This window comes from Caulobacter sp. SRI_014 (assembly GCF_057586315.1).
In genome coordinates this window covers 85832-110887 of sequence record NZ_JBYCZQ010000003.1, presented here as the reverse complement: position 1 = coordinate 110887, position 25056 = coordinate 85832, and the positions used below count along the sequence as shown (strand labels likewise).

General features: G+C 67.6%; 22 protein-coding genes. 6 read left to right on the top strand and 16 right to left on the bottom strand.

Annotated elements, in window-relative coordinates; genetic code table 11:
* Positions 1 to 2: 2 nt before the first annotated feature.
* Complete coding sequence (gene secA / locus AC2YG9_RS09140; protein WP_487297650.1) at positions 3 to 2768, bottom strand: preprotein translocase subunit SecA; 2766 nt, start codon at positions 2766 to 2768, stop codon at positions 3 to 5.
* Positions 2769 to 2994: 226 nt separating this feature from the next.
* Here secA and AC2YG9_RS09135 point away from each other — a divergent pair, with 226 nt between their 5' ends.
* Positions 2995 to 3390, top strand: a complete 396-nt coding sequence (locus tag AC2YG9_RS09135; RefSeq protein ID WP_487297649.1) for a DUF4282 domain-containing protein — start codon at positions 2995 to 2997, stop codon at positions 3388 to 3390.
* Positions 3391 to 3399: 9 nt separating this feature from the next.
* Entirely contained in the window at positions 3400 to 3840 is a 441-nt protein-coding gene (locus tag AC2YG9_RS09130; RefSeq protein ID WP_487297648.1) for a hypothetical protein, read from the top strand.
* Here the strand turns inward: AC2YG9_RS09130 and AC2YG9_RS09125 are convergent.
* The 9 genes from AC2YG9_RS09125 to cysS all read right to left on the bottom strand — a co-directional run bounded on the left by AC2YG9_RS09125 (position 3837) and on the right by cysS (position 15873).
* On the bottom strand, positions 3837 to 4892 hold the full coding sequence (locus AC2YG9_RS09125; RefSeq protein ID WP_487297647.1) for an endo-1,4-beta-xylanase: 1056 nt from the start codon (positions 4890 to 4892) through the stop codon (positions 3837 to 3839). The genes AC2YG9_RS09130 and AC2YG9_RS09125 overlap by 4 nt on opposite strands.
* The gene (locus AC2YG9_RS09120) at positions 4889 to 5299 is read right to left on the bottom strand and encodes a flagellar export protein FliJ (protein WP_487297646.1); all 411 of its coding nucleotides are present in this window, start codon (positions 5297 to 5299) and stop codon (positions 4889 to 4891) included. Before AC2YG9_RS09120 ends, AC2YG9_RS09125 begins: the two co-directional genes overlap by 4 nt.
* A complete protein-coding gene (gene fliI / locus AC2YG9_RS09115; RefSeq protein WP_487297645.1) occupies positions 5296 to 6636 on the bottom strand; it encodes a flagellar protein export ATPase FliI in 1341 nt (446 codons plus the stop codon). The genes AC2YG9_RS09120 and fliI overlap by 4 nt, the downstream gene beginning before the upstream one ends.
* 90 nt (positions 6637 to 6726) lie before the next feature.
* A complete protein-coding gene (locus AC2YG9_RS09110) occupies positions 6727 to 11196 on the bottom strand; it encodes an ELWxxDGT repeat protein (protein WP_487297644.1) in 4470 nt (1489 codons plus the stop codon).
* 113 nt (positions 11197 to 11309) lie between these two features.
* Positions 11310 to 13229, bottom strand: coding sequence for a threonine--tRNA ligase (gene thrS, locus AC2YG9_RS09105; RefSeq protein WP_487297643.1), 1920 nt, complete (start codon positions 13227 to 13229; stop codon positions 11310 to 11312).
* Complete coding sequence (yidD, locus tag AC2YG9_RS09100) at positions 13226 to 13471, bottom strand: membrane protein insertion efficiency factor YidD (RefSeq protein ID WP_487297642.1); 246 nt, start codon at positions 13469 to 13471, stop codon at positions 13226 to 13228. The genes thrS and yidD overlap by 4 nt, the downstream gene beginning before the upstream one ends.
* A gap of 58 nt (positions 13472 to 13529) precedes the next feature.
* The gene (locus AC2YG9_RS09095) at positions 13530 to 13982 is read right to left on the bottom strand and encodes an iron-sulfur cluster assembly scaffold protein (RefSeq protein ID WP_487297641.1); all 453 of its coding nucleotides are present in this window, start codon (positions 13980 to 13982) and stop codon (positions 13530 to 13532) included.
* Positions 13979 to 14446 carry an SRPBCC family protein gene (locus AC2YG9_RS09090; RefSeq protein ID WP_487297640.1) on the bottom strand — a complete coding sequence of 156 codons (468 nt, stop codon included), beginning with the start codon at positions 14444 to 14446 and terminating at the stop codon, positions 13979 to 13981. The genes AC2YG9_RS09095 and AC2YG9_RS09090 overlap by 4 nt, the downstream gene beginning before the upstream one ends.
* Before the next feature lie 11 nt (positions 14447 to 14457).
* Positions 14458 to 15873 (bottom strand): cysteine--tRNA ligase, encoded by a 1416-nt coding sequence (gene cysS, locus AC2YG9_RS09085; RefSeq protein WP_487297639.1) that lies wholly within the window; start codon positions 15871 to 15873, stop codon positions 14458 to 14460.
* 188 nt (positions 15874 to 16061) lie between these two features.
* Between cysS and folE the strand changes: the two genes are divergently transcribed.
* Both folE and hisI read left to right on the top strand, forming a co-directional pair.
* Positions 16062 to 16694, top strand: a complete 633-nt coding sequence (gene folE / locus AC2YG9_RS09080) for a GTP cyclohydrolase I FolE (protein ID WP_487297638.1) — start codon at positions 16062 to 16064, stop codon at positions 16692 to 16694.
* 20 nt (positions 16695 to 16714) lie between these two features.
* The gene (hisI, locus tag AC2YG9_RS09075) at positions 16715 to 17113 is read left to right on the top strand and encodes a phosphoribosyl-AMP cyclohydrolase (RefSeq protein ID WP_487297637.1); all 399 of its coding nucleotides are present in this window, start codon (positions 16715 to 16717) and stop codon (positions 17111 to 17113) included.
* A gap of 201 nt (positions 17114 to 17314) precedes the next feature.
* Here hisI and AC2YG9_RS09070 read toward each other — a convergent pair whose 3' ends face one another.
* On the bottom strand, positions 17315 to 18976 hold the full coding sequence (locus AC2YG9_RS09070; RefSeq protein WP_487297636.1) for an alkaline phosphatase D family protein: 1662 nt from the start codon (positions 18974 to 18976) through the stop codon (positions 17315 to 17317).
* A 57-nt stretch (positions 18977 to 19033) separates the two neighbouring features.
* Here AC2YG9_RS09070 and AC2YG9_RS09065 point away from each other — a divergent pair, with 57 nt between their 5' ends.
* A complete protein-coding gene (locus tag AC2YG9_RS09065) occupies positions 19034 to 19354 on the top strand; it encodes a ferritin family protein (RefSeq protein ID WP_487297635.1) in 321 nt (106 codons plus the stop codon).
* Between the two features lie 77 nt (positions 19355 to 19431).
* Here AC2YG9_RS09065 and AC2YG9_RS09060 read toward each other — a convergent pair whose 3' ends face one another.
* From AC2YG9_RS09060 to AC2YG9_RS09050, 3 genes are all read right to left on the bottom strand, one after another.
* Positions 19432 to 22053 carry a TonB-dependent receptor gene (locus tag AC2YG9_RS09060; RefSeq protein ID WP_487297634.1) on the bottom strand — a complete coding sequence of 874 codons (2622 nt, stop codon included), beginning with the start codon at positions 22051 to 22053 and terminating at the stop codon, positions 19432 to 19434.
* Between the two features lie 172 nt (positions 22054 to 22225).
* The gene (locus tag AC2YG9_RS09055; RefSeq protein WP_487297633.1) at positions 22226 to 22531 is read right to left on the bottom strand and encodes a hypothetical protein; all 306 of its coding nucleotides are present in this window, start codon (positions 22529 to 22531) and stop codon (positions 22226 to 22228) included.
* Positions 22532 to 22553: 22 nt separating this feature from the next.
* Entirely contained in the window at positions 22554 to 22865 is a 312-nt protein-coding gene (locus AC2YG9_RS09050; protein WP_487297632.1) for a hypothetical protein, read from the bottom strand.
* A 199-nt stretch (positions 22866 to 23064) separates the two neighbouring features.
* On the opposite strand from AC2YG9_RS09050, the gene AC2YG9_RS09045 reads away from it, so the two are divergent.
* On the top strand, positions 23065 to 23928 hold the full coding sequence (locus AC2YG9_RS09045; RefSeq protein ID WP_487297631.1) for a helix-turn-helix domain-containing protein: 864 nt from the start codon (positions 23065 to 23067) through the stop codon (positions 23926 to 23928).
* Here AC2YG9_RS09045 and AC2YG9_RS09040 read toward each other — a convergent pair whose 3' ends face one another.
* Both AC2YG9_RS09040 and AC2YG9_RS09035 read right to left on the bottom strand, forming a co-directional pair.
* Complete coding sequence (locus tag AC2YG9_RS09040) at positions 23929 to 24789, bottom strand: ADYC domain-containing protein (protein ID WP_487297630.1); 861 nt, start codon at positions 24787 to 24789, stop codon at positions 23929 to 23931.
* A gap of 105 nt (positions 24790 to 24894) precedes the next feature.
* On the bottom strand, positions 24895 to 25032 hold the full coding sequence (locus AC2YG9_RS09035; RefSeq protein WP_487297629.1) for a hypothetical protein: 138 nt from the start codon (positions 25030 to 25032) through the stop codon (positions 24895 to 24897).
* Between the last annotated feature and the right edge of the window lie 24 nt (positions 25033 to 25056).

Sequence of the window (25056 nt, the reverse complement as noted above, 5' to 3'; positions counted from 1 at the left end):
CCTCAGACCAGCGAGCCGTGGCAGTGCTTGAACTTCTTGCCCGAGCCGCAGGGGCAGGAGGCGTTGCGGCTGGTGCGTTCCCAACCGGCCGGCAGGGCCGAGACCGGCAGGGCCGACCGCTGCTGGGCGTCCAGGTCGCCGGTGGCGGCCATGCTCAGGGCGCGTTCGTTCTCGCCGGTATGCGGGTCCATGTGGATTTCCTGCAGCCCGGCGAGCGGGTCGGGCTCGGGGTCGGCGTACTGGAATTCCACGGTCATCAGCCAGCGGGTGGTGTTGGTCCGCAGGTTGCCCAGCAGGGTCTCGAACAGGCTGAAGGCCTCGGTCTTGTACTCGTTCAGCGGGTCGCGCTGGCCATAGCCGCGCAGGCCGATGACGTTGCGCAGGTGGTCGAGGTGCATCAGGTGCTCGCGCCACTGCAGATCGATCATCTGCAGCAGGAAGTTCTTCTCGACCGAGCGCATCTGCTCAGGCGACAGAATGGTCTCGCGCTCGGCGGCGCGGGCGTCGGCGGCGGCGTTGATCCGCTCCTCGATCTCCTCGTTGGCGATGCCTTCCTCGGCGGCCCATTCGGCGATCGGCAGCTGCAGGCCGAGGATGGCCTCGACGCGCTCGGTCAGGCCCGCGACGTCCCACTGCTCGGCATAGGCCTTGGGCGGCAGGTGCCGGTTGACCATGTCCTCGATGGTGTCCTTGCGCATCTCGGTGATGAACTCGGACAGGTCCTCGGCTTCCATGAACTCCTGGCGCTGCTCGAACACGGCCTTGCGCTGGTCGTTGACGACGTCGTCGTACTTCAGAAGGTTCTTGCGGATCTCGTAGTTGCGCTGCTCGACGCGCTTCTGGGCGGTGGCGATGGCGCTGTTCAGCCACTTGTGGGTGATGGCCTCGCCTTCCTGCACGCCGAAGGAGCGCATGATGGCGTCCAGACGGTCGCCGGCGAAGATGCGCAGCAGGTCGTCTTCACAGCAGAGGAAGAACTTGGAACGGCCGGGGTCCCCCTGGCGGCCGGTCCGGCCGCGCAGCTGGTTGTCGATCCGGCGGCTTTCGTGGCGCTCCGTGCCCAGGACGTAGAGGCCGCCCTCGCGCAGGGCGTGGGCCTTGGCGTCGGCGATCTGCTGTTCGAAGATCGCCTTTTCCTCGGCCTCGGCCGTCGGGTCGGGCTCGATGCCCAGGCCCATCTGCTCCTGGCGCCACTTGGCCATGTGCATTTCGACGTTGCCGCCCAGCTGGATATCGGTGCCGCGGCCGGCCATGTTGGTGGCGATGGTCACCGCGCCCGGGACGCCGGCGTCGGCGACGATCAGGGCTTCCTGGTCGTGGTAGCGGGCGTTCAGCACGCTGTGCGGGATGCCCTTGACGGTCTTGCCGTCCATTTCGAACCTGTGCTCGCTCAGCAGTTCCGAGAGCTGCTCGGACTTCTCGATCGACACGGTGCCGACCAGGATCGGCTGGCCGCGGCGGTAGCAGTCCTCGATCTGGGCGATGATGGCGACGTTCTTCTCGGCGGCGGTCCGATAGACCTCGTCGTCCTCGTCGATCCGGGCGATCGGGCGGTTGGTCGGAACCTCGAGGACGTCCATCTTGTAGATGTCGCCGAATTCCTGGGCCTCGGTCGCGGCCGTGCCGGTCATGCCCGACAGCTTCTTGTAGAGGCGGAAGTAGTTCTGGATGGTCACCGAGGCCAGGGTCTGGTTCTCGGGCTGGATGTCGGCGCCTTCCTTGGCCTCGATGGCCTGGTGCAGGCCTTCCGAAAGCCGGCGGCCGGTCATCATGCGGCCGGTGAACTCGTCGATCAGGATCACCTCGCCGGCCTTGACGATGTAGTCCTTGTCGCGCTGGTAGATGATGTTGGCGCGCAGCGCCTGGTTCACATGGTGAACGATGGAGACGTTGGCCGCGTCGTAGAGGCCGGCCGTGTCCTCGCCCAGGTGGTTGCCGGCGATCAGCATGTTCTCGACGTTTTCCTGACCGGTCTCGGTCAGCAGCACCTGGCGCTGTTTTTCGTCGTACTCGTAGTTGGTCTTGTCGAGGATCAGCTCTTTCACGATCAGGTCGACGATCTTGTAGAGCTCGCTGCGGTCCTCGGTCGGACCGGAGATGATCAGCGGGGTGCGGGCTTCGTCGATCAGGATCGAGTCCACTTCATCGACGATGACGAAGTTGTGGCCGCGCTGGACCATCTCCTGGACGTCGTAGACCAGGTTGTCGCGCAGGTAGTCGAAGCCGAACTCGTTGTTGGTGCCGTAGGTGATGTCGCTGCGGTAGGATTGCTGGCGCTGGTTCTGGCTCAGGCCATTGACGATGACGCCGACGGTCAGGCCCAGGAACTGATAGACGCGGCCCATCCATTCGGCGTCACGGCTGGCCAGGTAGTCGTTGACCGTAATGACGTGGACGCCCTTGCCCTCAAGCGCATTGAGATAGGTGGGCAGGGTGCCGACCAGGGTCTTGCCTTCGCCGGTCCGCATCTCGGCGATGCCGCCTTTGTGCAGGATCATGCCGCCGACCATCTGCACGTCGTAGTGCCGCTGGCCCAGCACCCGCTTGGAAGCCTCGCGGACCACCGCGAAGGCCTCGACCAACAGCGCGTCGAGGGTCTCGCCCTTGGCGAGGCGTTCCTTGAACTCGGCGGTCTTGGCGCGCAGCTCGGCGTCGCTGAGGGCGGCCATGGCCGGCTCGAGGGCGTTGATCTTGGCGACCTGGGCGGTGAAGGCCTTGACCTGGCGGTCGTTGGCGGAGCCGAAGAGCGACTTCAGAAAGCTGGCCATGTAGGTGATGGAGTCCGTAGTAGATGTGACTGGCGTGGGCGCGCAATCGCCCGGGAACACGCCAGAAAAACCGCATTTCAAGCGCGCGGGAGACTTAAGCAGCGACCCCCCCGAAGTCAACGCGACGACCCGTAACACGCGGAACCATTGCTTGGTTGCTCGCGCGCTGATAGCGATGCGGCAACAGGCGGTCGGCGTATCAAGACCGCAACCCAAGAGGTCGGGGATGCCTACGAAATCCAGCCGGAAGTCCGGCGAAACCAGCGAAGTGCTCCGCGATCTGCTGACCTTCGAGCGCCTGCTGACCGGGCCGGTGATTCATCTGATCTACTGGGCGGGCCTCGGTGTCATCGTCCTGGGCGCCTTCGGGTCCATCGGCGCGGCCATCGGCGTGGCGCTGAAGGAACAGGAAATCGTCGGCAAGCTGCTGGCCATTCCGCTGGCCGTGGCCGGCATCCTGATCTGCTTCGCCCTCGTCCTGCTGTGGCGCTCCTTCTGCGAGTTCTACGTGGCGGTGTTCCGCATCGCCGACGATCTGAAGGGCCTGCGCATCGCGGCCGAGCGGGAAGTCGGGACACCGGTGAACACGGCCAACCCGCCGCAGCGGCCCTTCGCCGGCTAGAGCCGGTCCATGACCACGTTCGAAACGCCGGAGTTCACCCTCACCCTCGACGATGGCTGGGTTAAGGTGATCAGCGATGTCACCGACCGCTACGTCTTCGAGTCGCCTCTGCGCGACACAAGTCTGACGATCAACACCGAACCGATGCTGAACGGCGAGGGCGAGCTGGACGACATCGCCCACAAGCTGGCCGACCACCGCATCGAGACCCACATGAGCGCCGCCCGGAGCCATGGCTGGCTGTTCGAAATCGTCGAGCCGGTCATCGTCACCCAGGACTGGGGCCGGATGGTCGCCTACCACGGCAGGCTGCGGATGGGCGGGACCTTCAGCTACGTCGGACTGGTTCTGGCGACCGGCGTGGTCAGCCTGTTCGCCGAGTCGGACACGGCGACGGAGGAGTCTCTGGACACCATCCTCGCCGAGGTGGCCGCCGGAATGGAACTCTAGCCTCTCAGGGCCGCCTCGATCGCCCGCAGCGCCGCCTTCGGCCGACCCGCCGCGTCGAACAGCAGGGGGGTGTCGGACTTGTTCTCGCCGTTGAGCCAGCTGTCACCGTCGCGCACGCCCCATATGGTGAAGGCGAACTGCTGGGCCGCCGGCAGGGCGGCGAAGGCGGTCATCGCCTCGGCGTAGAGGCGGGCCTGGGCGGCCTCCTTTTCCTCTCTGGAGACGAACCAACCGCCGGCGCGGGTGATCGACACGTCCATTTCCGAGACGTGGACCTTGAGGCCGAAGCGGGCCAGGGCGTTGATCGTGCGGGTCAGGGCGCCGGCCGGCAGGTCGGCGTTGCAGTGGGTCTGGCAACCGATGCCGCTGATCGGGGCGCCGGCCTTGAGCAGGCGGTCGATCAGGCGCTGGTACTGGTCGAGCTTGGCCGGGTTGCTCTCGAGATTGTAGTCGTTGATCAGCAGCACCGCGTCCGGGTCGGCCGCCCGGGCGACATGGAAGGCGCGGACCATGTGGTCGATCTCGCCGAGGCGCCGGCTCCACAGGTGCGTCCGCAGGCCGGACCCGTCATCGAGGATCGGCTCGTTGATCACGTCCCAGCCGCTGGCCTGCCCCCGGTATCGGCCGACGAATGCGGTGATGTAGTTGTCGTAGGCGCGGGCGAAGCTGGTCCGGTTCTCGTCCAGGTTCACGAAGGCGGCCGGTTCCTGGGCGTACCAGATCAGGGTGTGGCCGAAGAGGCGGATGCCGCGCGCCCGGGCAAAGGCGGCGATGGCGTCCGGCCGGTCGAAGCGGAACCCGCCGTCGTCTAGGACGGTGTACTCCATCTTCATCTCCCACTCGGCGGTGAGCTGGGAGAAGTGCTCGGTGACCAGGCCGGCGATGGTCGGGTTCTGCAGGAAGTGGGCCTGGACGGCCGTGCCGATCGGAAAGTCGGCCAGGGATTTGAGCGGCGCCACCGGTCCACCGACCGGCTGGCCGTTGGCCCTGGGGCCGCAGGCGGCGAGGGCCAGGGCGGAGCCGACGACGGCGCGCCGGGTGACCGAAGTCACCGCGCCGCCACCCGGCGCAGGCCCAGTTCGTCGAGGGCGGCGGTTTCGCGCTTGGCCATCTCGCGGCGGGCGGCGTTGGCGGCGTTCTCGGCCACCTGTTCGTACTTCTTGAGGCCTTCGAAGGCTTCGTTCAGGGCGTCCCTCGCCCCTTCTTCCTGGGCGATGAAGCTGTCGATCTGGTCCTGGATGGCCTTGCGACGGACCTTCACACCCTCGCGGAAGCCGACCATGTACCAGCCGGCCTCGGCGTCGGCGCGGGCGTTGGCCAGCTCCATCTCGGCCTCGGCCTCGAGGACCGCCATCTTGAGCTCGCACTGGGTGCGGCCATCGACGATGACGGCCAGCCGTTTCTGCAGTTCCTCGACCTCGAAGGTCGACAGGCGGATCAGGGAGCCGACGGCCTTCATGCGTACTCACCCCCAAGCAGGATCTGGTCGAGCTGCGCGAAGCTGTCTTCCAGCGAGGTCGCCTCATGGGCGTCCTGGCCGAGGAAGGCCTCGATAGCCGGATTCAGCGCGATGGCGCGGTCGACAACCGGGTCGGCCCCGGCCCGATAGGCGCCGATGCGGATCAGTTCTTCCATGTTGGCCCAGGCGGCCATGACCTGGCGGGCGCCCTTGACCACGTCGCGTTCGTCCATGTTCTGGCAGGCCGGCATGGTCCGGCTGATCGACTTCAGCACATTGATGGCCGGGAAGCGGCCGCGCTCGGCGATGGCCCGCTCCATGACGATGTGGCCGTCGAGGATCCCGCGCACGGCGTCGGCGATCGGCTCATTGTGGTCGTCGCCGTCGACCAGCACGGTGAACAGTCCGGTGATCGGTCCCGCCGTGGTGCCGTCCGGCCGCACAGGGCCTGGTCCGGCCCGCTCCAGCAGCTTGGGCAGTTCGGTGAAGACGGTGGGGGTGTAGCCCTTGGTGGTCGGCGGCTCGCCGGCGGCCAGGCCGATCTCGCGCTGGGCCATGGCGAAGCGGGTGACGCTGTCCATCAGGCAGAGGACTTCCATGTCCTGGTCGCGCAGGGCCTCGGCCACGGCCAGGGTCATGTAGGCGGCCTGGCGGCGTTTCAGGGCCGGCTCGTCGGAGGTGGCGACGATGACCACGGCGCGCTTGAGGCCTTCCTCGCCGAGGGTCTCCTCGATGAATTCGCGGACCTCCCGGCCCCGTTCGCCGATCAGCCCGACGACGACCGCGTCGCAGTCGGCCTGGCGGGCCAGCATGGAGAGCAGGACCGACTTGCCGACGCCCGAGCCGGCGAAGATGCCCAGCCGCTGGCCCCGGCAGGTGGTGGTGAAGACATTCATGGCCCGGACGCCGAGGTCCAACCGCTCACCGACCCGGCCACGGGCATGGGCGGCCGGCGGGCTGGCGCGCAGCGGGTAGCTGGCCTCGCCCTGAGGCAGGGGGCCCTTGCCGTCGATGGGCTCGCCAAAGGCGTCGACGATGCGGCCGAGCCAGGCCTTGCTGGGGCGGACGCTGGCGCCGTCGGGCTGGATGCGGATCTCGGCGCCGGGGGCGACGCCTTCGACGGGCCCGAACGGCATGAGCAGGGCGCGGCTGTCACGGAAGCCGACGACCTCGGCGGCCAGCGGCTCGGCCGCGCGGCGGACGATCTCGGCCCGGGCCCCGACGGCGAGGTGGGAAAGCCCGCCCCGCGCCTCGATCAGCAGCCCGTTCACAGCCGCCACCCGACCATAGACGGTCAGGGGCTCGATACGCTCGACGGCGGCAATGAGACTGCGCAAGGGGGGAAGATCCGAACCGGGTTACAGGCTGCCGATTCTGGGCCGATGGCGTTAAGCGGTCGTGAAGACTCGGTGCGACGAAGCGGCGCCCTAAAGCAGCCAGCCGCTCCAGTCGCCGGTGACGTCGCCGTTGATCTTCAACTGGTAGTCGACCTTGCCGTCGCCTGTGGTGTCGAGACGCAGGGTCGTGATCCCGCTGGCGAAAGTCAGGGTCATCTGGCCGGCCTGTTTGGTGAAGGCGTCCACCTTGCTGATCGTCCCGGCAAAGGCGCCAGACAGGTCGATGATGTCGTCCTCGGCGGTCGAGAAGTCGTAGATCTGGTCAGTCTCCAGCACCGGCCCGAAGACATGCGCCACCCGGAAGGTGTCGGCGCCCATGCCGCCGCGCAGCAGGTCATTGCCTTCCCCTCCGACGACGATGTCGTCTCCGTCATTGCCGTTGATCGTATCGACCCCCGCTCCGCCGCTCAGGCTGTTGGCCCCGGCGTTGCCCTGCAGGTTATTGGCGGCGCCGTTGCCGTTTCCGTCGAGGTCGGCGGAGCCCTGCAGTTCCAGGCCCTCTATGTTGTCGGCCAGGGCCCAGGTCAGGTCAGTGCGGACGATGTCGAAGCCTTCGCCCGACAATTCGATCGTCTGGTCGTTTGCGTTGTCGACAATGTAGACGTCGTTGTCGGCCCCGCCGGTCATGATGTCGGCCCCGGTCCCGCCGTCGAGGTAGTCGTTGCCGGCCCCGCCGTTCAGGGTGTCGATATCGTCTTCACCCGCCATCCGGTCGTTGCCGGCCGCGCCGGTCAGCAGGTCCGTGCCCGTCCCGCCGAACAGCTTGTCGGCGCCGTCGCCGCCGTCGAGCTGGTCGTCGCCGGCCTCGCCGTAGAGGAGGTCGCCGCCCTGGCCGCCGGTCAGGCTGTCGAGGCCCTGGCCGCCGAACAGCTGGTCGGAGAGGTCGCCGCCGTCGAGGGTGTCGTCGCCGCCCATGCCGTAGATGACGTCGTTGCCGGCCAGGCCGGAGATGGTCTCGGGGGCCGCCGTGCCGGTCAGGCTGTCGTTGCTGGGCGTGCCGACCGGCGTGGCCGGATCGGGCAGGATGATCGGACTGGTCGGGGCCGAACCGTTCGGAGTGCTGGTCTCGGTGATCCGGTGGGTTCCGGCCAGGGTCCCGTCGCTGACCCAGACCTCCTGGCCGAAGGCGGCGGTGTAGGCGGTGAACATCAGCCGGCCGTCGGCGACGATCAGCGAGCTGATCGCCGACCCGCTGGTTCCGGCGTTCAACTCGAAGGCGACGCTGGTTCCGGCGACCGTGCCGTCGGTTTTCCAGATTTCGCTGCCCGTCGTCGAGGCGCTGGCGGCGAAGTAGATCAGGCCGTTGAAGACGACAAAAGAGGATGGGGTCGAGCCACCCGCGCCGACGTTGAGGTCGATCACCAGGGTGCCGGCGGTCGTGCCGTCAGTGACCCAAAGCTCCTGCCCCTCGGCGGTGCTGCGGGCGGAGAACACGGCCCGATTGCCCAGCACGGTCAGGCCGGAAACAAAGGCGCTGGTCGAGCCCGTGCCGATCTCCTTGAGGACGGTGGTGCCGGCCGCCGTGCCGTCGCTGACCCACAGCTCCGTGCCGGAGGCCACATTGCTGGCCAGGAACAGCGCCTTGCCGTTCACGGCGGTCCAGGAGGAGACGCTGCTGGGGTTGACCCCCGTGTAGATGTCCTTGAGCTGCAGCGTGCCGGCCGCCGTGCCGTCGGTCACCCAGGGCTCTGCCCCTCCGGCGGTTGTGGAGCCAATGAAGAACAGCTTGCTGCCTATCAGCTTGTACTCGTAGTCGCGAAGACCGGAGAACCCGCTGCTTCCGCCGCTGACGATGTCGCTGAGCCGCAGAGTGCCAGCCGAGGTCCCGTCGGTGACGTAGAGTTCGCGACCGTTGGCGGCGGTCGTCGCCGAGAAGATGGCCTTGCCGTTCGGCAGGCCGATGTAGGCCCCGGTCTGGGAGTCGAAGCCCTCGGGGCTGGAACTGGCCGAGCCCGAGGCGATGTCGCGGACCAGCACGGTGCCGGCGGCGGTCCCGTCCGACATCCACAGATCGAAGCCGGACGTGGAACTCGACGCGGCCGAGAAGAAGATCCGGTCGCCGACCACGGCCAGGTCGCCGGGCGAACCGCTGGAGGCGCCGGACCAGATGTCCTTGACCAGGGCCGTGCCGGCCGTCGTGCCGTCGGTGACCCAGAGTTCCGAGCCGGTCCCGGCGCCGATGCCGGCGAAGTAGACCTTGCCGTCCATGATCGCGAGACTGCGGTCGGTGATCATCGCCTGCTGCGCCGTGCCCGCGACCGTGCCGTCGGTCGTCCACAGCTGCATGGCGGCGTTGTAATTGTCCCAGGTGGTGAAGACGATGCGGTCGCCGAACGAGACCACCCGCTCGATATAGACCGTGGCCTCGGCCTGGCTGGGAATGAGGTCGCCGAGGCTGAAGGTGCCCGCGGCCGTGCCGTCGGAGATCCAGGGCCGGTAGTCGCCGCCCGTGTAGCCCTGGAAGAAGACCTTGTCGCCGATTGCTGTCAGGCTGCCATTGATCACGCCATCGCCGGTCCCCGGAGAGACGTCGGCGACCATCCGGGTTCCGGCTTCCGTCCCGTCGGTAACCCAGACCTCGACGCCCGTGAGTTCGTTCTCGGCGAGGAAGAACAGCTTGCCGCCGGCCGCGACGGGGTCGCCCACGAAGTTGGCGCTGAGGGACCCCGGCTCGATCTCCGCCAGCCGGATGGCGGGGGCGTCCGTACCGTCGGTGAACCAGAGTTCCAGACCCGTCGCCGGGGTCGAGGACTTGAAGACATAGCCTCCCGCGACCTCGCCGAACGCCTGCAGGGTGACGGTGGCGTTGATGGTCTCGGTGGCGTTGATGTCGCGCACCAGGGCCGTGCCCGCCGCCGTCCCGTCAGTGGACCAGCGCTCCGTCCCGGCGTTCAGGGTCGTGACGGTGAAATAGAGCCGGCCGCCGTCGACCAGGAAGTTGGTGTAGACGCCGTCGCTGATGCCGGTCTGGGCGTCGAGCAACAGGCGGGTGCCGGCGGCCGTGCCGTCGGTGCTCCACAGTTCCAGGCCATGGCGGTCGCTGTCGAGGACCATCACCAGCCGGTCGCCGAGAACGAACTTGCTGGACACCGAAACGCCGTTCGCCGCCGAGGCGTCGGACAGCATCATGGTTCCGGCGGTGGTCCCATCGGTGGACCACAGCTCGCCGCCGTTGACGCCATCATTGGCCGTGAAGATCACACGGCCGCCGACCTCGCCGATGATGGAGGGCGAGGCGTTGGCATCGCCGGGGGCGATCTCCTTGACCAGGGCGGCGACGCCCGTGGTCTTGTCGAGGGACCAGAGTTCCCGCCCGCCGGCCGTGGTCTGGGCGGAGAACAGGACCAGGTTCCCAAAGCCGACATAGCCGCTGGGAAAGGCGTTGCCGGCGCCGGGCTCGATGTCGGTCAGCCGCTGGGTTCCCGCCTCCGTGCCGTCGGTGACCCACATCTCGAAGCCGGCGACGCCGTCCGTGGCCGTGAAATAAAGCCGGTCGCCGATGACGGCGAACTGCTGGGCCTGCGAACTCATCGCGCCGGGATAGATGTCCTTCAGCCTGACCGTACCAGCCGCCGTACCGTCGGTGATCCAGGGCTCGGTGGCGGAGGTGCCCGGCTCCTGGAAGAGGTAGACCATCTTGCCGGCGAAAGCGGTGAACTGCTGGTAGTAGGCAGCGGCCGATCCCGCCGAGGCGTCCAGCGCCTGCGTGCCCGCGACCGTGCCGTCGGTCGACCACAGCCGGGAATAGCCACTGCCATCGTTGGCTGTGAACAGGGTGAGCCCGCCGACCTCGCCTCTGAAGGCGACAGCGCTGCTCCCCGATCCCGGGAAGATGTCGGCCAGCTGGGTCAGGGTGGCGCCGTCGGTGACCCACAGCTCCTGGCCGGAGGTTCCGTCGTTGGCGATGATGTAGAGCTTGTCCCCAACCAGGCGGTAGCCGGTGTGGGCGGAGGCGGCGGCGCCCGGCCGCATGTCCAGCAACTGGAAGGTTCCCGCGGAGGTGCCGTCCGACACCCAGTATTCAGACCCGCTGACCCCGTCGGAGGCGCTGAAGATGAGCTTGTCACCGAGCGCCTGGATGTTGCTGATGCTTGAGGCCGTGAGACCGGGGCGGATGTCGGCAACCATCGCGGTCCCGGCGACCGTTCCGTCGGTCACATAGAGTTCGCTTCCCGTGGTTCCGTCGTTGGCGGTGAAGAACAACTTGTCGCCGGCCAGCGTGAGGTTGGCGACACTGCCGCCGGCGGCTCCCGGGCCGATATCGCGCAATTGCAGCGTGCCGGCCGCCGTGCCGTCGGTGACCCAGAGCTCCAGACCGCCCGCCGCCGAGGTGGCCGTGAAGACGATGCGTCCGCCGACCAGGGTGAAGTTGGCCGGCGAACTACTGGCCGCACCGGGATTGATGTCGGCCAGCAGGACCGTGCCGGCTTCCGTGCCATCGGTGATCCAGAGCTCGACACCGTTGACGCCATCGTTGGCGGCGAAAATCTGGCGCGACATCTACTCACTCCGGGGACACAGCTGTGTCGCCAGCCTTGCCAACGGCCCGGCGGGGTTACTATCCCCATTTGCGGTATGTCGTGCGCCCGACCTTTTGGTCGGGCGCACGAACCTCAACGCTTCAGGTCAGGCGGAGTCGCTTCCGCCGTCAGCAGGGCGATGGCTTCCTCGACCGTGACGATGGTCTGGTCCTGCGACCCCAGGCGGCGGATGGCGACCTGACCCGCTTCGGCCTCGTTGCGGCCGACGACGGCGATGACCGGGACCTTGGCCAGGCTGTGCTCGCGGATCTTGTAGCCGACCTTCTCGTTGCGAAGATCGGTCTCGACCCGCAGGCCTGCGGCCTTGAACTTCGCCGCCGTTTCCTGGGCGAACTCGTCGGCGTCCGAGGTGATCGTCGCCACCACGGCCTGGACCGGCGACAGCCACAGAGGGAAGGCCCCGCCGTAGTTCTCGATCAGGATGCCGAGGAAACGCTCGAAGGTGCCGAGGATGGCGCGGTGGAGCATGACCGGCCGGTGCTTCTGGCCGTCCTCGCCGACGTATTCGGCGTCGAGCCGGTCGGGCAGCACGAAGTCGAGCTGCAGCGTGCCGCATTGCCAGGTGCGGCCGATGGCGTCCTTCAGGTGGAACTCGAGCTTGGGGCCATAGAAGGCGCCCTCGCCCGGCAGCATCTCCACCGTCATGCCGGCGGCGATGGCGGCGCGTTCAAGCTTGCTCTCGGCGATGTCCCAGACCTCGTCCGTGCCGGCCCGCAGGTCCGGGCGCAGGGCGAGCTTGACGCTGTGCAGTTCGACGCCGAGGTCTTCGTAGACCTGGTAGAGGAGCTTCACGAACGTCGTCGTCTCGTCCTCGATCTGGTCGTCGCGGCAGAAGATGTGGCCGTCGTCCTGGGTGAAGGCCCGCACCCGCATGATGCCGTGCAGGCCGCCCGAGGGCTCGAACCGGTGGCAGGCGCCGAACTCGGCCATGCGCAGAGGCAGCTCGCGGTAGGACTTCTGGCCGACGTTGAAGATCTGCACGTGGCCGGGGCAGTTCATCGGCTTGACGGCCAGGCTCTCGCCCTCGTCCGTCTCACAGACAAACATGGCGTGGCCGAACTTCTCCCAGTGGCCCGACTTCTCCCACAGGGAGCGGTCGAGAATCTGGGGCGTCTTGACCTCGACGTAGCCGCCCGCCTCCGTCATGCGGCGCATGTAGGCCTCCAGGGCGCGGTACATCGTCCAGCCCTTGGGGTGCCAGAAGACCATGCCCTTGCCCTCTTCCTGGATGTGGAAGAGGTCCATGATCTTGCCGATCTTGCGGTGGTCGCGCTTCTCGGCCTCCTCGACGCGTTTCAGGTAGGCGGCGAGGTCCTCTTCCGAGGCCCAGGCCGTGCCGTAGATGCGCTGCAGCTGGGCGTTGTTCTGGTCGCCGCGCCAGTAGGCGCCGGCCAGCTTGGTCAGCTTGAAGGCCTTGCCGACATGCTTCGTCGACGGCAGGTGCGGGCCCCGGCAGAGGTCCTTCCATTGGCCCTGGCGATAGACGCTGATCGGCTCGGTCGTCGGCAGGTCGCGGATGATCTGCGCCTTGTACTGTTCGCCGATGCTGTCGAAGTGGGCGATGGCCTCGTCGCGGTCCCACTCCTCGCGGACGATCTTTTCGTCGCGGTCGACGATCTCGCGCATCTTCTTCTCGATGGCCGCGAAGTCGTCCGTCGAGAAGGGCTCGTTGCGGGCGAAGTCGTAATAGAAGCCGTCCTCGACGTTGGGACCGATGGTCACCTGCGTGCCGGGGAACAGCTCCTGCACGGCCTCGGCCAGGACGTGGGCCGTGTCGTGGCGGATGGTGTCGAGGGCGTCGGGGTCGCTGCGGTCGACGAACTCGACCGCGCCGCTCCACAGCGGGCGGTCGAAGTCGATCAGCTTGCCGTCGAGGCGGACCAGCAGGGTGCGCTTCTCGAGGCTCTTGGAGATGGCCGCGGCGACGTCGCGGCCGCTGCTGCCTTCGGGATACTGACGGACGCTGCCGTCGGGAAATTTCAGGTCGATCATGACACTTCGCATTTTCTTTTCGGCGGAGGGACGGGGTCGTAGCCCGAGCCTCCCCAGGGATGGCATCTGCACAGCCGCCGGACGGTCAGGTAACCGCCACGGATCGGTCCGTGCTGGATCAGGGCGTCGCGGCCGTAGTCCGAACAGGTCGGAAGAAAGCGGCACTGGCGCCCCGTCCACGGGGACAGCGTGACCTTGTAGGCGCGGTGCGCCAGCCGGACGCTGCGTTCATAGAGGGTCATGCCGACGCATTGAATTGGGTGAACGAAGCCCGGCGCTTATCCCCGCACTCGCGAGGGATCAAGCCGCGTCGGCGCCGCTAGTTCGCGCTTTCGCCTGTTGGACGGCAGCCAGCGCCGCCTCGAAAGCCAAGAGGCTCGAGGCGTGACGGGCGGGATAGTCCTTCACGGGCATCAACACGGCCAGGTCCTTGAAACGTCCTTCAGGCGGGGCTCCGCCTTCCTTCAACATAGCACGGAATGCATCGCGGGCCGTTTCAATTTCGTCACTGCCGGCCCCGATGATGTTCTCGCCAAGCACGGCGGCGGCCGCCTGGCCCAGCGCGCAGGCCTGAACGTCCTGGGCAAAATCGATGACGCGACCTTCGGCATCGAGCACTACATCGGCGACAATGCGGCTGCCGCACAGCTTGGCGATCCGTTCCGCCGACCCTTGCGGCGCGTCCAGGCGCCCGGCGCGCGGCATGTTGGCGGCCAGGGCGAGGATACGGGCGCTGTAGAGGTCGTCGATCATCTCGGCTTATTTGGGAGGTCGCCGCCCGCATGCCAACGCTTTTCGGCCTCGGCCTTCAGGGCCTCGCCGAACTGCTGGTAGGCTTCGCGGATCTTGAAGCGGATGGCGCGCGGCACGGCGAAGCCGACCAGCAGGCCGGTATAGAGCTCGCCGTTGGAGAAGATGCAGCTGCCCGGGGTCAGCTCCTCGATCTCGAAGAAGCGGGTGCCGACGACCCAGCCGCGCATCATCTTCGTGCGCCAGTGGATGTGGTCGTAGGGCGTCCAGTCGAGGACGACAGGGCGGATGTTGTGGACCTTGAGGCCTGGGACATGCTCGTCGATGTCCAGCACCTCGCCGATGCGGATGGTCCCGGCAGCCCGCGGGTACATCGGACACCAGTCGCCCCAGTGTTCGAGGTCGTAGAGCACCTCCCAGATGGAGTCGGTGTTGGCCTGGATGCCGATGCGGTGTTCGATCTTCATGCCTCGGCCTCCTACTCCCCGGCGGCCTTCAAGCGCCAGGTGGCCCCCTGGGGCCCATCCATCACCACAACGCCCAGGACGTCCAGCTCGCCGCGGATGCGGTCGGCGGTCGGCCAGTCCTTGGACGCCCGGGCCTCCTTTCGCTGCTCCAGCAGAGCCTCGACCTGGTCCTTCAGGCCGTCGGCGGCTGCGCCTTGGAACCACTCGCCAGGCGCCTTCTGCAGGAAGCCCAGCAGGGCGCCGGCGGTGACCAGATCGTCGCGGGCCCCGGCGATGGCGGCCTTGTCGCCCTCGGCGATGGCCGTGCGCAGGTCGTCGCTGAGCGCGAACAGGGCGGAGAGCGCCTTGGGCGTATTGAGGTCGTCGAGCAGGGCGTAGAGCACGTCCTGCGCCTTCTCCCCGACCTCGGCGCCGGCCTTGGCCGAGCCGACTTCGCGGGCGGCGTCCTGCAGGGCGCCGTACAGACGGTCCAGGGCCTTGCGGCTCTGATCCAGCAGGCTCTCGGTCCAGTCGAGCGGCTGGCGGTACTGGGCGCTGAGCAGCGCCCAGCGGACCAGTTCGCCCGGCACGTTCTGCAACAGCTCATGCGGGATGATGACGTTGCCCAGGCTCTTGGACATCTTCACCCCGGCCATGTCGAGGAAGCCGTTGTGCATCCAGAAGCGGGCGAACTCACCCCCCTGGTGGGCGCAGGTCGCCTGGGCCAGCTCGTTCTCATGGTGCGGGAAGACCAGGTCGATGCCGCCGCCGTGGATGTCGATGGGCAGGCCAAGGACCTGTTCGATCATCGTCGAGCATTCGCTGTGCCAGCCGGGACGACCATCGCCCCAAGGCGAGGGCCAGCGCGGTTCATGCGGCTTGGACGGCTTCCACAGCACGAAGTCGGCCGGGTGGCGCTTGTAAGGGGCGACCTCGACCCGGGCTCCGGCGATCATGTCGTCGAGACTGCGGCCCGACAGCTGGCCGTAGTCCTTGGAGCCTTGCGTGTCGAACAGCACATGGCCCTCGGCCTCGTAGGCGCCGCCCTTGGCGATCAGGTCGGCGATGGCGTCGACCATCTGCTGGATGTAGTCGGTGGCCTTGGGCTGATGGGTCGGCCGCATGGCGCCGAGCGCATCCATGTCCTCCAGATAGGCGGCGAAATAGCGCTCGGTGATGACCGAGATGTCGACGCCCTCGTCGGCGGCCTTCTGATTGATCTTGTCGTCCACGTCCGTGACGTTGCGCGCATAGACCACGTGGTCGTCGCCATAGAGATGGCGCAGCAGACGGAACAGCACGTCGAAGACCACGACCGGCCGGGCGTTGCCGATATGGGCATAGCCGTAGACCGTGGGGCCGCAGACATACATCGTCACCCGCTTGTCGTTGGCGGGGGCGAAGGGCCGCTTCTTGCGGGCCATGGTGTCGTACAGCTTGAGGGTCATGGTCTCTTGTTCAGTATTTCTAGGGTCGTTTACGCGACGTAGCGGCTTGCCCGCCTGCGGGGCCGTCCCATATAGCTGTGGCTGCCCGAGTAGGCCACGGCCTGCGGGAACGTGATTGAGGTGGCACGCGTCTTTCCGGAGCGATCGTCGTTCCGGCGCAACTCAGCCTCAAGGGACACCCTCCGAACATGGACGCTATGACCGAGCGAACCCTGGCCACGTCCGGCCTTGATCTTGAACCCGTGAAGCGTCCGAGCCGCGAAGAGGCGATGGAAGCTGTCCGCACCCTGATTGCCTGGGCCGGCGACGACCCGCGCCGCGAAGGCGTGATCGACACCCCCAAGCGGGTGGTCGACGCCTACGGCGAATGGTTCGAGGGCTACACCGCCGATCCCGGCAAGGAGCTGAGCCGCATCTTCGAGGATGTGCAGGGCTACGACGACATCGTCTTCCTCAAGGACATCGAGGTCGAGAGCCACTGCGAGCACCACATGGCCCCCTTCCTCGGCAAGGCCTACGTCGCCTACATGCCGACCAACCGGGTCGTGGGCATCTCGAAGCTGGCCCGCGTGGTCGAGATCTTCGCCAAGCGCCTGCAGACGCAGGAGACGATGACCCAGCAGATCGCCGACGCCATCTGCGACAGCCTGAAGCCGGCCGGCGTGGCCATCCTGATCGACGCCGAGCACCAGTGCATGACCACGCGCGGCGTGCACCACCGCAATGTCTCGACGATCACCACCCAGTTCCGCGGTGTCTTCAAGACCGACAACAGCCTGCGCGACCGGTTCCTCGAATTCGTCTCGATGGCCAAGCGCTAAGACTTGCAAGGAGGGGACAGGTGTTTCCCACCGCCCCTGATACGGTGAGCCTCGAGCGCGGCGCGACCATCGCGCCGCGTTTCGACGCGAACGGCCTGATCGCGGCCATCGCCCAGCACGCCGACACCGGCGAGGTGCTGATGCTGGCCTGGATGAACGCGCAAGCGTTGCAGCTCTCCCTCGACACCGGCGAGGCCCACTACTTCAGCCGTTCCCGCAACGCCCTGTGGAAGAAGGGTGAAACCAGCGGACAGGTGCAGACCATCGTCGAGATCCGCCTCGACTGCGACCAGGACGCGGTCCTGCTCAAGGTCCGGCCGCAAGGCGACGGCGGCGCCTGCCACGTCGGGTTCCGGTCCTGCTTCTACCGCGTCGTCATCGACGGAAAGCTCATCGAAAATTCCTCCTCCGACGCATAGCGGCGGGGGAGGGGGACCGCCGCCGAAGGCGGTGGTGGAGGGGCAGCGCCGGCCCTTCCGGAAAAACGCGTTCTGGCGCGGCTTTGACAGCTGCGTTCATGGGCAACTTCAACCGCCGGCGCTGCCCCCTCCACCCCCGGCCCTGAGTCGGGCCGGCGGTCCCCCTCCCCCGTGACTTCGTCCCGGAGGAGGAATTGACGCCTAGCTGATCCGGCTCACACCGGTCCCGTCCGGTGTGACGGTGAAGCTCTTCAGCGTCTTCACCTCATACTCGGTCGCGAAGATGGTCGAGACGGTGACGAAGTCCGCCACCGCCTTCTTCTTCGTCAGCGTCAGTTTCACGAACCCCTTCACCCCGCTGTCGGCGAACTTCACCTCCGGGTTCCGCGCCACCAGCGCCTCGTTCAACGGCGCCCCCGGCAGCATGTCGGCGAAGCCCGGGCTGGTGATCCCGGTCGTGCCGAACTCGGCGGCGACCAGGGACCCCGACGCATCAGACAGTTCGTTGGCCCAGAAGCTGTGGCTGTCGCCGGCCAGGACGATGGGCCGGGCCTTGGCGGCCTTGAAGGTGGCGTAGACGCGCTCGCGGTCGGCCGGATAGCCGTCCCACTGGTCGAGGTTGACCGGGATCGGGGTCGCCGACAGCATCGAGGAGGCGGTCACTGCCTGGGCGACGAATTCCGGCACCGACTTCAGCATCTTGCCCCAGGCCTCGTCGCCCATGGCCTTGTGCAGGTCGGGCGACAGCACCTTGCCCATGATGATCTGGTTGCCGATCACCTGCCAGGTCTCGCCGGCCCGGACCGACCGGTCGAGCTCGTCACGCAGCCAGATGTGCTGGCGGTCGTCCATCAGACGGCGTGCCGGGTCGTTCAGCTTGGCCATGAACCCGGCGACATCCGGCTTGCCATCGACCATCAGGTCGCGGCCGGCGTCCATCGCCTCGGTGCGGGCGGTCAGCCGGGTCTCGGTCATCAACAGAGTGGCCACGTCCCCGAAGCGGAAGGACCGGTAGATGGCGTCCGACATCGCCCCCTTCGGATCGCGGATCGGCATCCATTCGAAATAGGCCTTCAGCGCCGCGGCCTTGCGGTCCGCCCAGGCGCCTTCGGTGGCCGGGGTATGGTTCTCGGCCCCGCCGGTCCAGCTGTCGTTCGCCGTCTCATGGTCGTCCCAGACGACGATCCAGGGAGCGCGGGCGTGGGCCGCCTGCAGGTTCGGATCGGATTTGTAGCAGGCGTGGCGGCGGCGGTAGTCGGCAAGGGTGACGATCTCGGTCGGCGGATCGAGCTTGCGGGCCGCCGAGACCGGCGAGCCGGCCCCATACTGGTCGGCGCCATACTCGTAGATGTAGTCGCCCAGGTGCAGGACGGCGTCGACGCGGTCCATCTGGGCGATGGCCCCGTAGGCGTTGAAATGGCCGTAGACGTAGAGGGCGCAGCTGGCGACGGCGAGGACCACCTCGTCGGTCTTCTCGGGCAGGGTCTTGCCCCGGCCGACCGGCGACAGGGCGGTCCCGAACTTGAAGCGGTAGGCGTATTCGGTTCCGGGCTTGAGGCCCGTGACATCGGCCTTCACGGTCCAGTCGCGGTCGGCGGTGGCGGCGACCTTGATCACCTTCGCAGGTTTGCCCTCGGGCTTGTCGACCCAGAGGTGCAGTTCGCCATCAATGTCCTCCAGCCCGTGGCCGTCATGCGGCGTCAGTCGGGTCCAGACGATCAGCCGGTCCTGCAGCGGATCGCCCGAGGCGACCCCATGCCCGAAGGTCCCCATGGCGTGATCGCCGTGGGCGTTGGCGGCGGTGGCGATGGCGGAAGCCCCGAGGCCGAAACCGGCGAGCAGCCTGCGTCGATCGATCTTCATGGCATTCCCCCTTTGGCGTCTTCGCGCGTTCTTGTCGTTCCATCGGACAACAAGGAGATGACAGTGTCCAGCGAAGGCCTCCACGTTCCACGCGAAAAGCTCAAGGCGAAGACGCTGAACCTGCACTACGCCATCTCTTCACTGATCGAGGAGCTGGAGGCGGTCGACTGGTATCGTCAGCGCGCGGACGACTGCGACGACGAGGAACTGCGCAAGATCCTGCTGCACAACGCCCGTGAGGAGATCGAACACGCGGCCATGGCGCTGGAGTGGGTGCGCCGGAACGATCCGGAGTTCGATGAGCAGCTGAAGGAATACCTCTTCACCGAGGGCTCGATCACCGGGAGGGAGGAAGAGGCGACAGGGGAGGGCGGATAGAAGCCGTCCTTCACCGCCTACTCGCTGTCATCCCGGGTCGCCCTGCGGGCGCCCGGGATGACAGGGTTGGGGTGGCTTCAGAACCGCCAGCCGATGCTTCCCCCCACCATGCGCGGGGCGCCGGGGATGAAGGTCGGCAGGCCGAGGCTGTCGCCGGTATTGCCGGCGTCGATGATGTAGGCCTCGTCGGTCAGGTTGGTGGCGAACAGCTCGAACGTCACGTTCGCGCCGGTCGGCTGGTAGCTGGCCCGCAGGTTGACCAGGCCGTAGGCGTCCTGGCGCTCGTCCTGGACGTTGTCGGGGACGAAGGCGCCCGGGCGTTGCTGGAAGATCGACCGGTCGTTGTTGTCGTCGAAGAAGACCTCCGACTGCCAGCTGTAGCTGGGGCGGATGTCGAAGGTCCCGCCGAGGGCCTCGAAGCTCCAGCTGGCGGCCAGCGACAGGCTGTGGTCCGGCGACAGGCGGAAGTGGTTGCCGTCGTAGGCCCCGCCGTCGAAGCGGGCGTGGCTGTAGGCGTAGGTGGCGTAGAGGTTCAGGCCCGGGGCCGCGCGCCAGTCGAGCTGACCCTCGAAACCGTAAGCCTTGGCCTTGCCGGCGTTGGCGATGGTGAACACCACCCCGTCCTGGATGACGGTCTGGAAGTCCTGGTAGTCGTAGAAATAGACCGACCCATCCAGACGAAGACGGCCGTCCATGAGAGCGGCCTTGGCGCCGACCTCGTAGCTGTCGACGGTCTCGGCCTCGATGGCGCCGAAGCGCGGGGCGCCGCCGGGCGTGGTCGGGGCGCCGGTGGCGAGGATCTCGGGCCGGCGGCCGCGGGCGTAGGAGGCGTAGAGATTGAGGTCGTCGCTGACCGCATAGCGGCCGACCAGGCGCCAGGTGAAGGACTCGTCCTTGTGGGTCATGACCGTGCGATCGCCGTTGTTGGCCGTCGGCTGGAAGGTCAGGCCGAAGTTGGGCAGCAGGCTTTCAGGGATCGCCTGCACGAACGGGCTCTGCAGGGCGCCGAGGATGGCGTTGGCCTGGGCCAGCATGGCGTTGCCCTGCGCCACATTGGCCGGAATGCCGGTGGCGATCAGCTGGTTGGCCTGGCCGGCCAACTGGGCCGCCCCGACCGCGCCGCCGAGCACGCTGCGGCCGCCGACGGTGAAGGAGCCGAAGCCGGTATCCTTCTCGTCGCTGGTGTAGCGCAGGCCGGCCGAGATCTCGAATTTGTCGGTGACCGCGAAGGTCCCGTCGACGAACAGGTCGAGGGCGTCCAGGTCGCTGGTGGTCTCGACCGCCTCGACGTGGGCGCCGCGCAGGTTGGCGGCGATGGCCTGGGCCTGGGGCGTGGTCAGGACAATGGCCGGGTCGAAGGCGGCGGAGTTCGGGTTGTCCGACAGCTGGGCGACCAGGCCCTGGATCAGGGCGCCGGTGAAGGCCGGGTTGTTGAAATAGGCCATCGGGGCCGGGGTATTGGCCGGCAGGCCCGAACCGGCGGCGCCGGCGTTGAGCTGGCCGGTCAGGTCGGCCAGGCCGACGCGCTCGTCGAACTGCAGGGGGATGAACTGGTCGCTCTCGTTCCTGAACCAGCTGACGCCGGTGAAGCCCTTGAAGCGGCCGCCGTTGTCGAAATTGACCCGGAATTCCTGGCTCCACTGTTTGTCCCGGGCGTCGTTGAGGCCGGTGAGCAGGGGCAGGCTGAGGCCGTCGGCGTCGAACACCTCCCGGCTTTTGAATTCGCGGTATGCCGTGATCGAGCTGAGGGTGAAGCTGTCGTTCAGGTCCCAGGTGATCAGGCCGGTGACGCCCTGCACGGTGCGGTCGACACCCAACTGGTCGCCGCCGATGAAGCCGGCCGGGGCGGCGATGGCGGCCCCGTCGCGGACATCGGTTCCGGCCAGCACGGCGCCGGTGATCGGGTTGGTCTGGTTGTAGTTCAGCGACTTGAAGGCGGTGCCGGCGGCGCGGTCCTGCTGCCAGTTGACCAGCAGGTCGGCGCGGAAGCTGTCATTGGGCTCGTAGGCCATGGCCAGGCGCCAGGCGGCGCTGTCGACCGACTGGAAGTCGTCGCCGGTCCCGAGGTTCTCGACATAGCCGTCGCGCTGACGCCAGCGGCCGGCCAGGCGGATGGCGAAGCTGTCGCCGTAGGCGCCGTTGACCATGCCGTCCACCTGCATCAGGCCGAAGTCGCCGCCGGTCACCTTCAGCGCGGCGTCGAAGCCGGACGGGTCGGCCTTGGCCTGGATGACGTTGACCGCGCCGATCAGGGCGCCGCGGCCATAGAGGGTCGACTGCGGCCCCTTGGCCACCTCGACCCGCTCCAGATCGAACAGTTCGACGTAGGACCCTTGCGCCTTCGAGATCGAGACGCCGTCCTGGAACACCGACACCCGGGCTTCGGAGAAGCTGTCGGTGGAATCGGAGGTGATGCCGCGCATCACGAAGCCGGGGTTGTTGGGCGACTGGTCCTGGACCTCGAAGCCGGGGGTGAACAGCGCCAGGTCGGCGAAGTCCTCGACACCCAGTTTCTCGAGCCGCTGGCCGCTGTAGGCGGTGAGCGCGATCGGCACGTCGACGGCCTGTTGCTCGCGTTTCTGGGCGGTGACGACGATCTCCTCGACCGCATCCGCCTCCTGGGCGTGAACGGCGGTGGAGAAGGCGATAGCGGAAAGACCCGCTGCGGCGAGCAGCAGGCGGCGGTATGACGGCGTCATAGTTCGTATCCCCTCGAACCTGAACAGTGATCAGTCGGCCCTAGGGAGATTGCGTGACGCTGTCACGACGAAACGCTGAAATCGGTATTTTTAAAGGGGTTGCGGCGATCTGGCGGGCAGAACGCCCCGGTCGGTATCGGGGGGTGACCGGGGCGCTTGCTCGCGCCGTTGACTAACGCTTGGCGGGAAGGCGAACGGCGGTGACGGTTGGGGTGTGGCCGGCGGCGGCGCCGGTTTCGCTGGCGCCGTTGAGGGTCCGGCCATTGAACAGCCGTCCATTGAACGTCCGGCCGTTGAAGTTGACGCCGTTCATGCGGTAGCCGTTCGGCTTCATGCCGTTCAGGTTGATGCCGTTCAGTGAGATGCCATTGTATCCGCACCTCCAGGTCGAACAGCCGCTGGACGGTGCGGCGGCGGCGTTGGAGGCGCCAGCCAGGGCGAGAAGGGCCGCGGCGGCGGCGATGGTCAGGGTCTTCATGGGGAGCTCCTGCGTCCTGCGCCTAGCGGTTGGTCAGGCGCTTGCCAGCCGGCAGGCGGACGGCGGTGACAACCGGCGCGTCGGCGATGGGCGCGGCGCCGGTCGGGCTGACGCCGTTGAAGCGGTTGCCGTTGAGCTGCAGGCCGTTCCACTTCAGGCCATTGAAGGTGAGGCCGTTGGCCTCGACGCCGTTCAGGCTGATGCCGTTCAACGAGATGCCGTTGAAGCCGCAGCGCCAGCGCGGGCAGGTGTCCGTGGCGTGGGCCGGAGCGGCGGCGCCGGCGACGGCGAAGGCGGCGGTGAAACCGGCGAGGGCGAGGGTCAGGGTCTTCATGGTGCGTTTCCTTCGAGCGGGGCCCCCATTTCCCTAAGGACTGAGCGGCCGTGTTGTTGTGTGGGGCGGCGTATAGGGGCGCCCTCCCGATGCAGGCAGGGGGAACAACGGTCTTTGAAATGCACGATGAGGCGCGGGGCCGTGCATCGTTGTGCATCGATGCTTTGCATAACGATGCATCCATGCTCCTATTCTGAGTATGGGTGACGTCGTCGGATTCCCCGCCAAGCTCGAGATCGTCATGAAGACGCTGTCGCTCAGCCGTGGCCGGCTGGCGGCGGACCTGGGGGTCGACAAGTCGGTGGTGGCCCGCTGGGCGACCGGGGTGGTCAACCCTTCAGAGCACAATCTGGCCCGCCTGACCGAGCTGGTGGCCGGCAAGCGGCCGGGCTTTTCCATGCTGCACTGGGACGCCACGACCGACGCCCTGCTGGCCTTCATGGGCGGCATGGCCGCCGCCGCCGCGCCCCAGAGCCATCTGCCGGAGATGCTGGGCCTGCCGCTGCCGGGCCTGGACGAGGCGCGGGCCGTGGCCGGCCGGCGTCAATCGGTGTTCGAAGGCTTCTGGCGGACCGTGCGGGCGTCGCTGATCGTGCCGGGCAAGCTGGTGCATGACCACGGCCTGGTGCGGCGCAATGCCAACGGCTTGCTGGAGTTCTGGCTGGGCAGTTCGGGCGCCCGGTTCGAAGGCTGGATGATGCCGCTGCAGGGCCAGGTCTTCGTGGTGCTCAGCGACCAGGCCCGCGACACCCAGGTCTACGCCATGCTCAGCGCTGTCGGTCTGCCGCGCGGCGAGATGTTCGACGGCATCCTGCTGGCCCCGGCCCTGGACGTCGCCCGCACCCCGACGGCGGTGCCGGTCATCCTGGAGCGGATCGGCGAGCTAACGGGCGACGAGGAAACCGACAACGCCCGTTGCCGCGAGCTGCAGGCCAAGGACGCCTCGGCCGACGAGAGCCAGATCAGCCCCGAGCTGAAGGCCCACCTGCTGCGCGACTGCGGCCCCCTGGCCCAGGCCTCGGCCATCAAGCTGGAGTGGCTGCGCCGCGTCGCGACGGCCTGATTATTTCGGTTTCGAGGGTGGGGCGGGCGCTTCGGACGGCGCGTCGGGCGGCAGCACACGGGTGGCCGAGTAGGGCTTGCCGGGATCGGTCTTGATGCGGGTGAACAGCAGCGCGCCCCTGGCCTTGGCGGTTTCCAGGTCGCAGGGGCCGCCGAGCTCCGGATGGGCCTTCCACAGGCTTTCGGCGCTGACCAGGTCGGGCCAGCGGGTGCGGGCCACGCAGGCGGCCCGGTCGGGCGCCCAGCCGGCTTCGAAGGCGTAGGCCGGATCCTCGAGCGAATCCCACTTCTGGATGCCCAGAATGTCCTGCATGTCGATGGAGGTGCCGTCGCGGGTATGGGCGCTGCCCTCGCCGTCGTAGTCGGCGCGGACCATCTGCTGGCAGGCCTGGTAGAAGCGGTCGAGCGGCTCGCCCCTGGGGCCCTGGCCCCAGGGATCATAGCCCCAGAGGATGCATTTGGCCTGCGAGCCGGAGGTGCAGGTCAGGAACCAGCTGTTCGGATCCTTGACGTAGGTCCCGTCGTCGGTCCAGCGGCCGGCGACCGGGAAGCCGGCGGTGCGGCCGTAGGCGTCCTTGTCGCAGAGCGGCGTCCAGGCGCCGTCGGCCTGCTTGAGCCGGAAGTCGTGCAACAGGACGCCGGCCTGTTCCTGCGAAGGGGTGACGCTGTCGATGCGGACGGTGATGTCGGCGCCGTCCATGACCATGTCGAACTCGGCCCCGACCAGGTCGGGCGAGCGCAAGGTCCCTTCCGGCGTGGTGTAGACGAAGCCGGTGCGCTCGACTTTGAGGTCTGGCGGCGGGGCGCCGAAGGCCGGTGCGGCCAGCAGAGTCAGGACGGCGGCGATGAAAAGCTGCTTCATGCAAAGGCCCTCGTGGCGCCCATGATGATGGCAGGGGTCCGGGCGTCAAATCGAAAACGCCGCTCCGGGGGCGAAGCGGCGTCGCGACGGGTTGTCGTCTGGCGCCTAGCGCCGGTAGGCGCGGCCGCTGCGGGCGGCGATGCCGGGCATGCGGACGCCCTTCCGGCGGGCGTCGGCGAAGGCGGGCTTGTCGACCCCGAGGGCGGCGGCGATGGCGGCGGCGAGTTTGGCAAAGGCGGTCATTGGACCTCCTCTACGGCTCGCCGC

Excerpts from the sequence above, each read along its gene's own strand:
- AC2YG9_RS09095 (WP_487297641.1), bottom strand. The coding sequence starts at position 13,982 with ATGATCGACGACCTCTACAGCGCCCGTATCCTCGCCCTGGCCGCCAAC.
- AC2YG9_RS09070 (WP_487297636.1), bottom strand. The coding sequence starts at position 18,976 with ATGAAGATCGATCGACGCAGGCTGCTCGCCGGTTTCGGCCTCGGGGCT.
- AC2YG9_RS09130 (WP_487297648.1), top strand. The coding sequence starts at position 3,400 with ATGACCACGTTCGAAACGCCGGAGTTCACCCTCACCCTCGACGATGGC.
- AC2YG9_RS09120 (WP_487297646.1), bottom strand. The coding sequence starts at position 5,299 with ATGAAGGCCGTCGGCTCCCTGATCCGCCTGTCGACCTTCGAGGTCGAG.
- AC2YG9_RS09035 (WP_487297629.1), bottom strand. The coding sequence starts at position 25,032 with ATGACCGCCTTTGCCAAACTCGCCGCCGCCATCGCCGCCGCCCTCGGG.
- AC2YG9_RS09110 (WP_487297644.1), bottom strand. The coding sequence starts at position 11,196 with ATGTCGCGCCAGATTTTCGCCGCCAACGATGGCGTCAACGGTGTCGAG.
- AC2YG9_RS09055 (WP_487297633.1), bottom strand. The coding sequence starts at position 22,531 with ATGAAGACCCTGACCATCGCCGCCGCCGCGGCCCTTCTCGCCCTGGCT.
- folE (WP_487297638.1), top strand. The coding sequence starts at position 16,062 with ATGGACGCTATGACCGAGCGAACCCTGGCCACGTCCGGCCTTGATCTT.
- cysS (WP_487297639.1), bottom strand. The coding sequence starts at position 15,873 with ATGACCCTCAAGCTGTACGACACCATGGCCCGCAAGAAGCGGCCCTTC.
- AC2YG9_RS09060 (WP_487297634.1), bottom strand. The coding sequence starts at position 22,053 with ATGACGCCGTCATACCGCCGCCTGCTGCTCGCCGCAGCGGGTCTTTCC.
- AC2YG9_RS09135 (WP_487297649.1), top strand. The coding sequence starts at position 2,995 with ATGCCTACGAAATCCAGCCGGAAGTCCGGCGAAACCAGCGAAGTGCTC.
- AC2YG9_RS09045 (WP_487297631.1), top strand. The coding sequence starts at position 23,065 with ATGGGTGACGTCGTCGGATTCCCCGCCAAGCTCGAGATCGTCATGAAG.
- AC2YG9_RS09040 (WP_487297630.1), bottom strand. The coding sequence starts at position 24,789 with ATGAAGCAGCTTTTCATCGCCGCCGTCCTGACTCTGCTGGCCGCACCG.
- thrS (WP_487297643.1), bottom strand. The coding sequence starts at position 13,229 with ATGATCGACCTGAAATTTCCCGACGGCAGCGTCCGTCAGTATCCCGAA.
- secA (WP_487297650.1), bottom strand. The coding sequence starts at position 2,768 with ATGGCCAGCTTTCTGAAGTCGCTCTTCGGCTCCGCCAACGACCGCCAG.
- AC2YG9_RS09065 (WP_487297635.1), top strand. The coding sequence starts at position 19,034 with ATGACAGTGTCCAGCGAAGGCCTCCACGTTCCACGCGAAAAGCTCAAG.
- AC2YG9_RS09050 (WP_487297632.1), bottom strand. The coding sequence starts at position 22,865 with ATGAAGACCCTGACCCTCGCCCTCGCCGGTTTCACCGCCGCCTTCGCC.
- AC2YG9_RS09090 (WP_487297640.1), bottom strand. The coding sequence starts at position 14,446 with ATGAAGATCGAACACCGCATCGGCATCCAGGCCAACACCGACTCCATC.
- yidD (WP_487297642.1), bottom strand. The coding sequence starts at position 13,471 with ATGACCCTCTATGAACGCAGCGTCCGGCTGGCGCACCGCGCCTACAAG.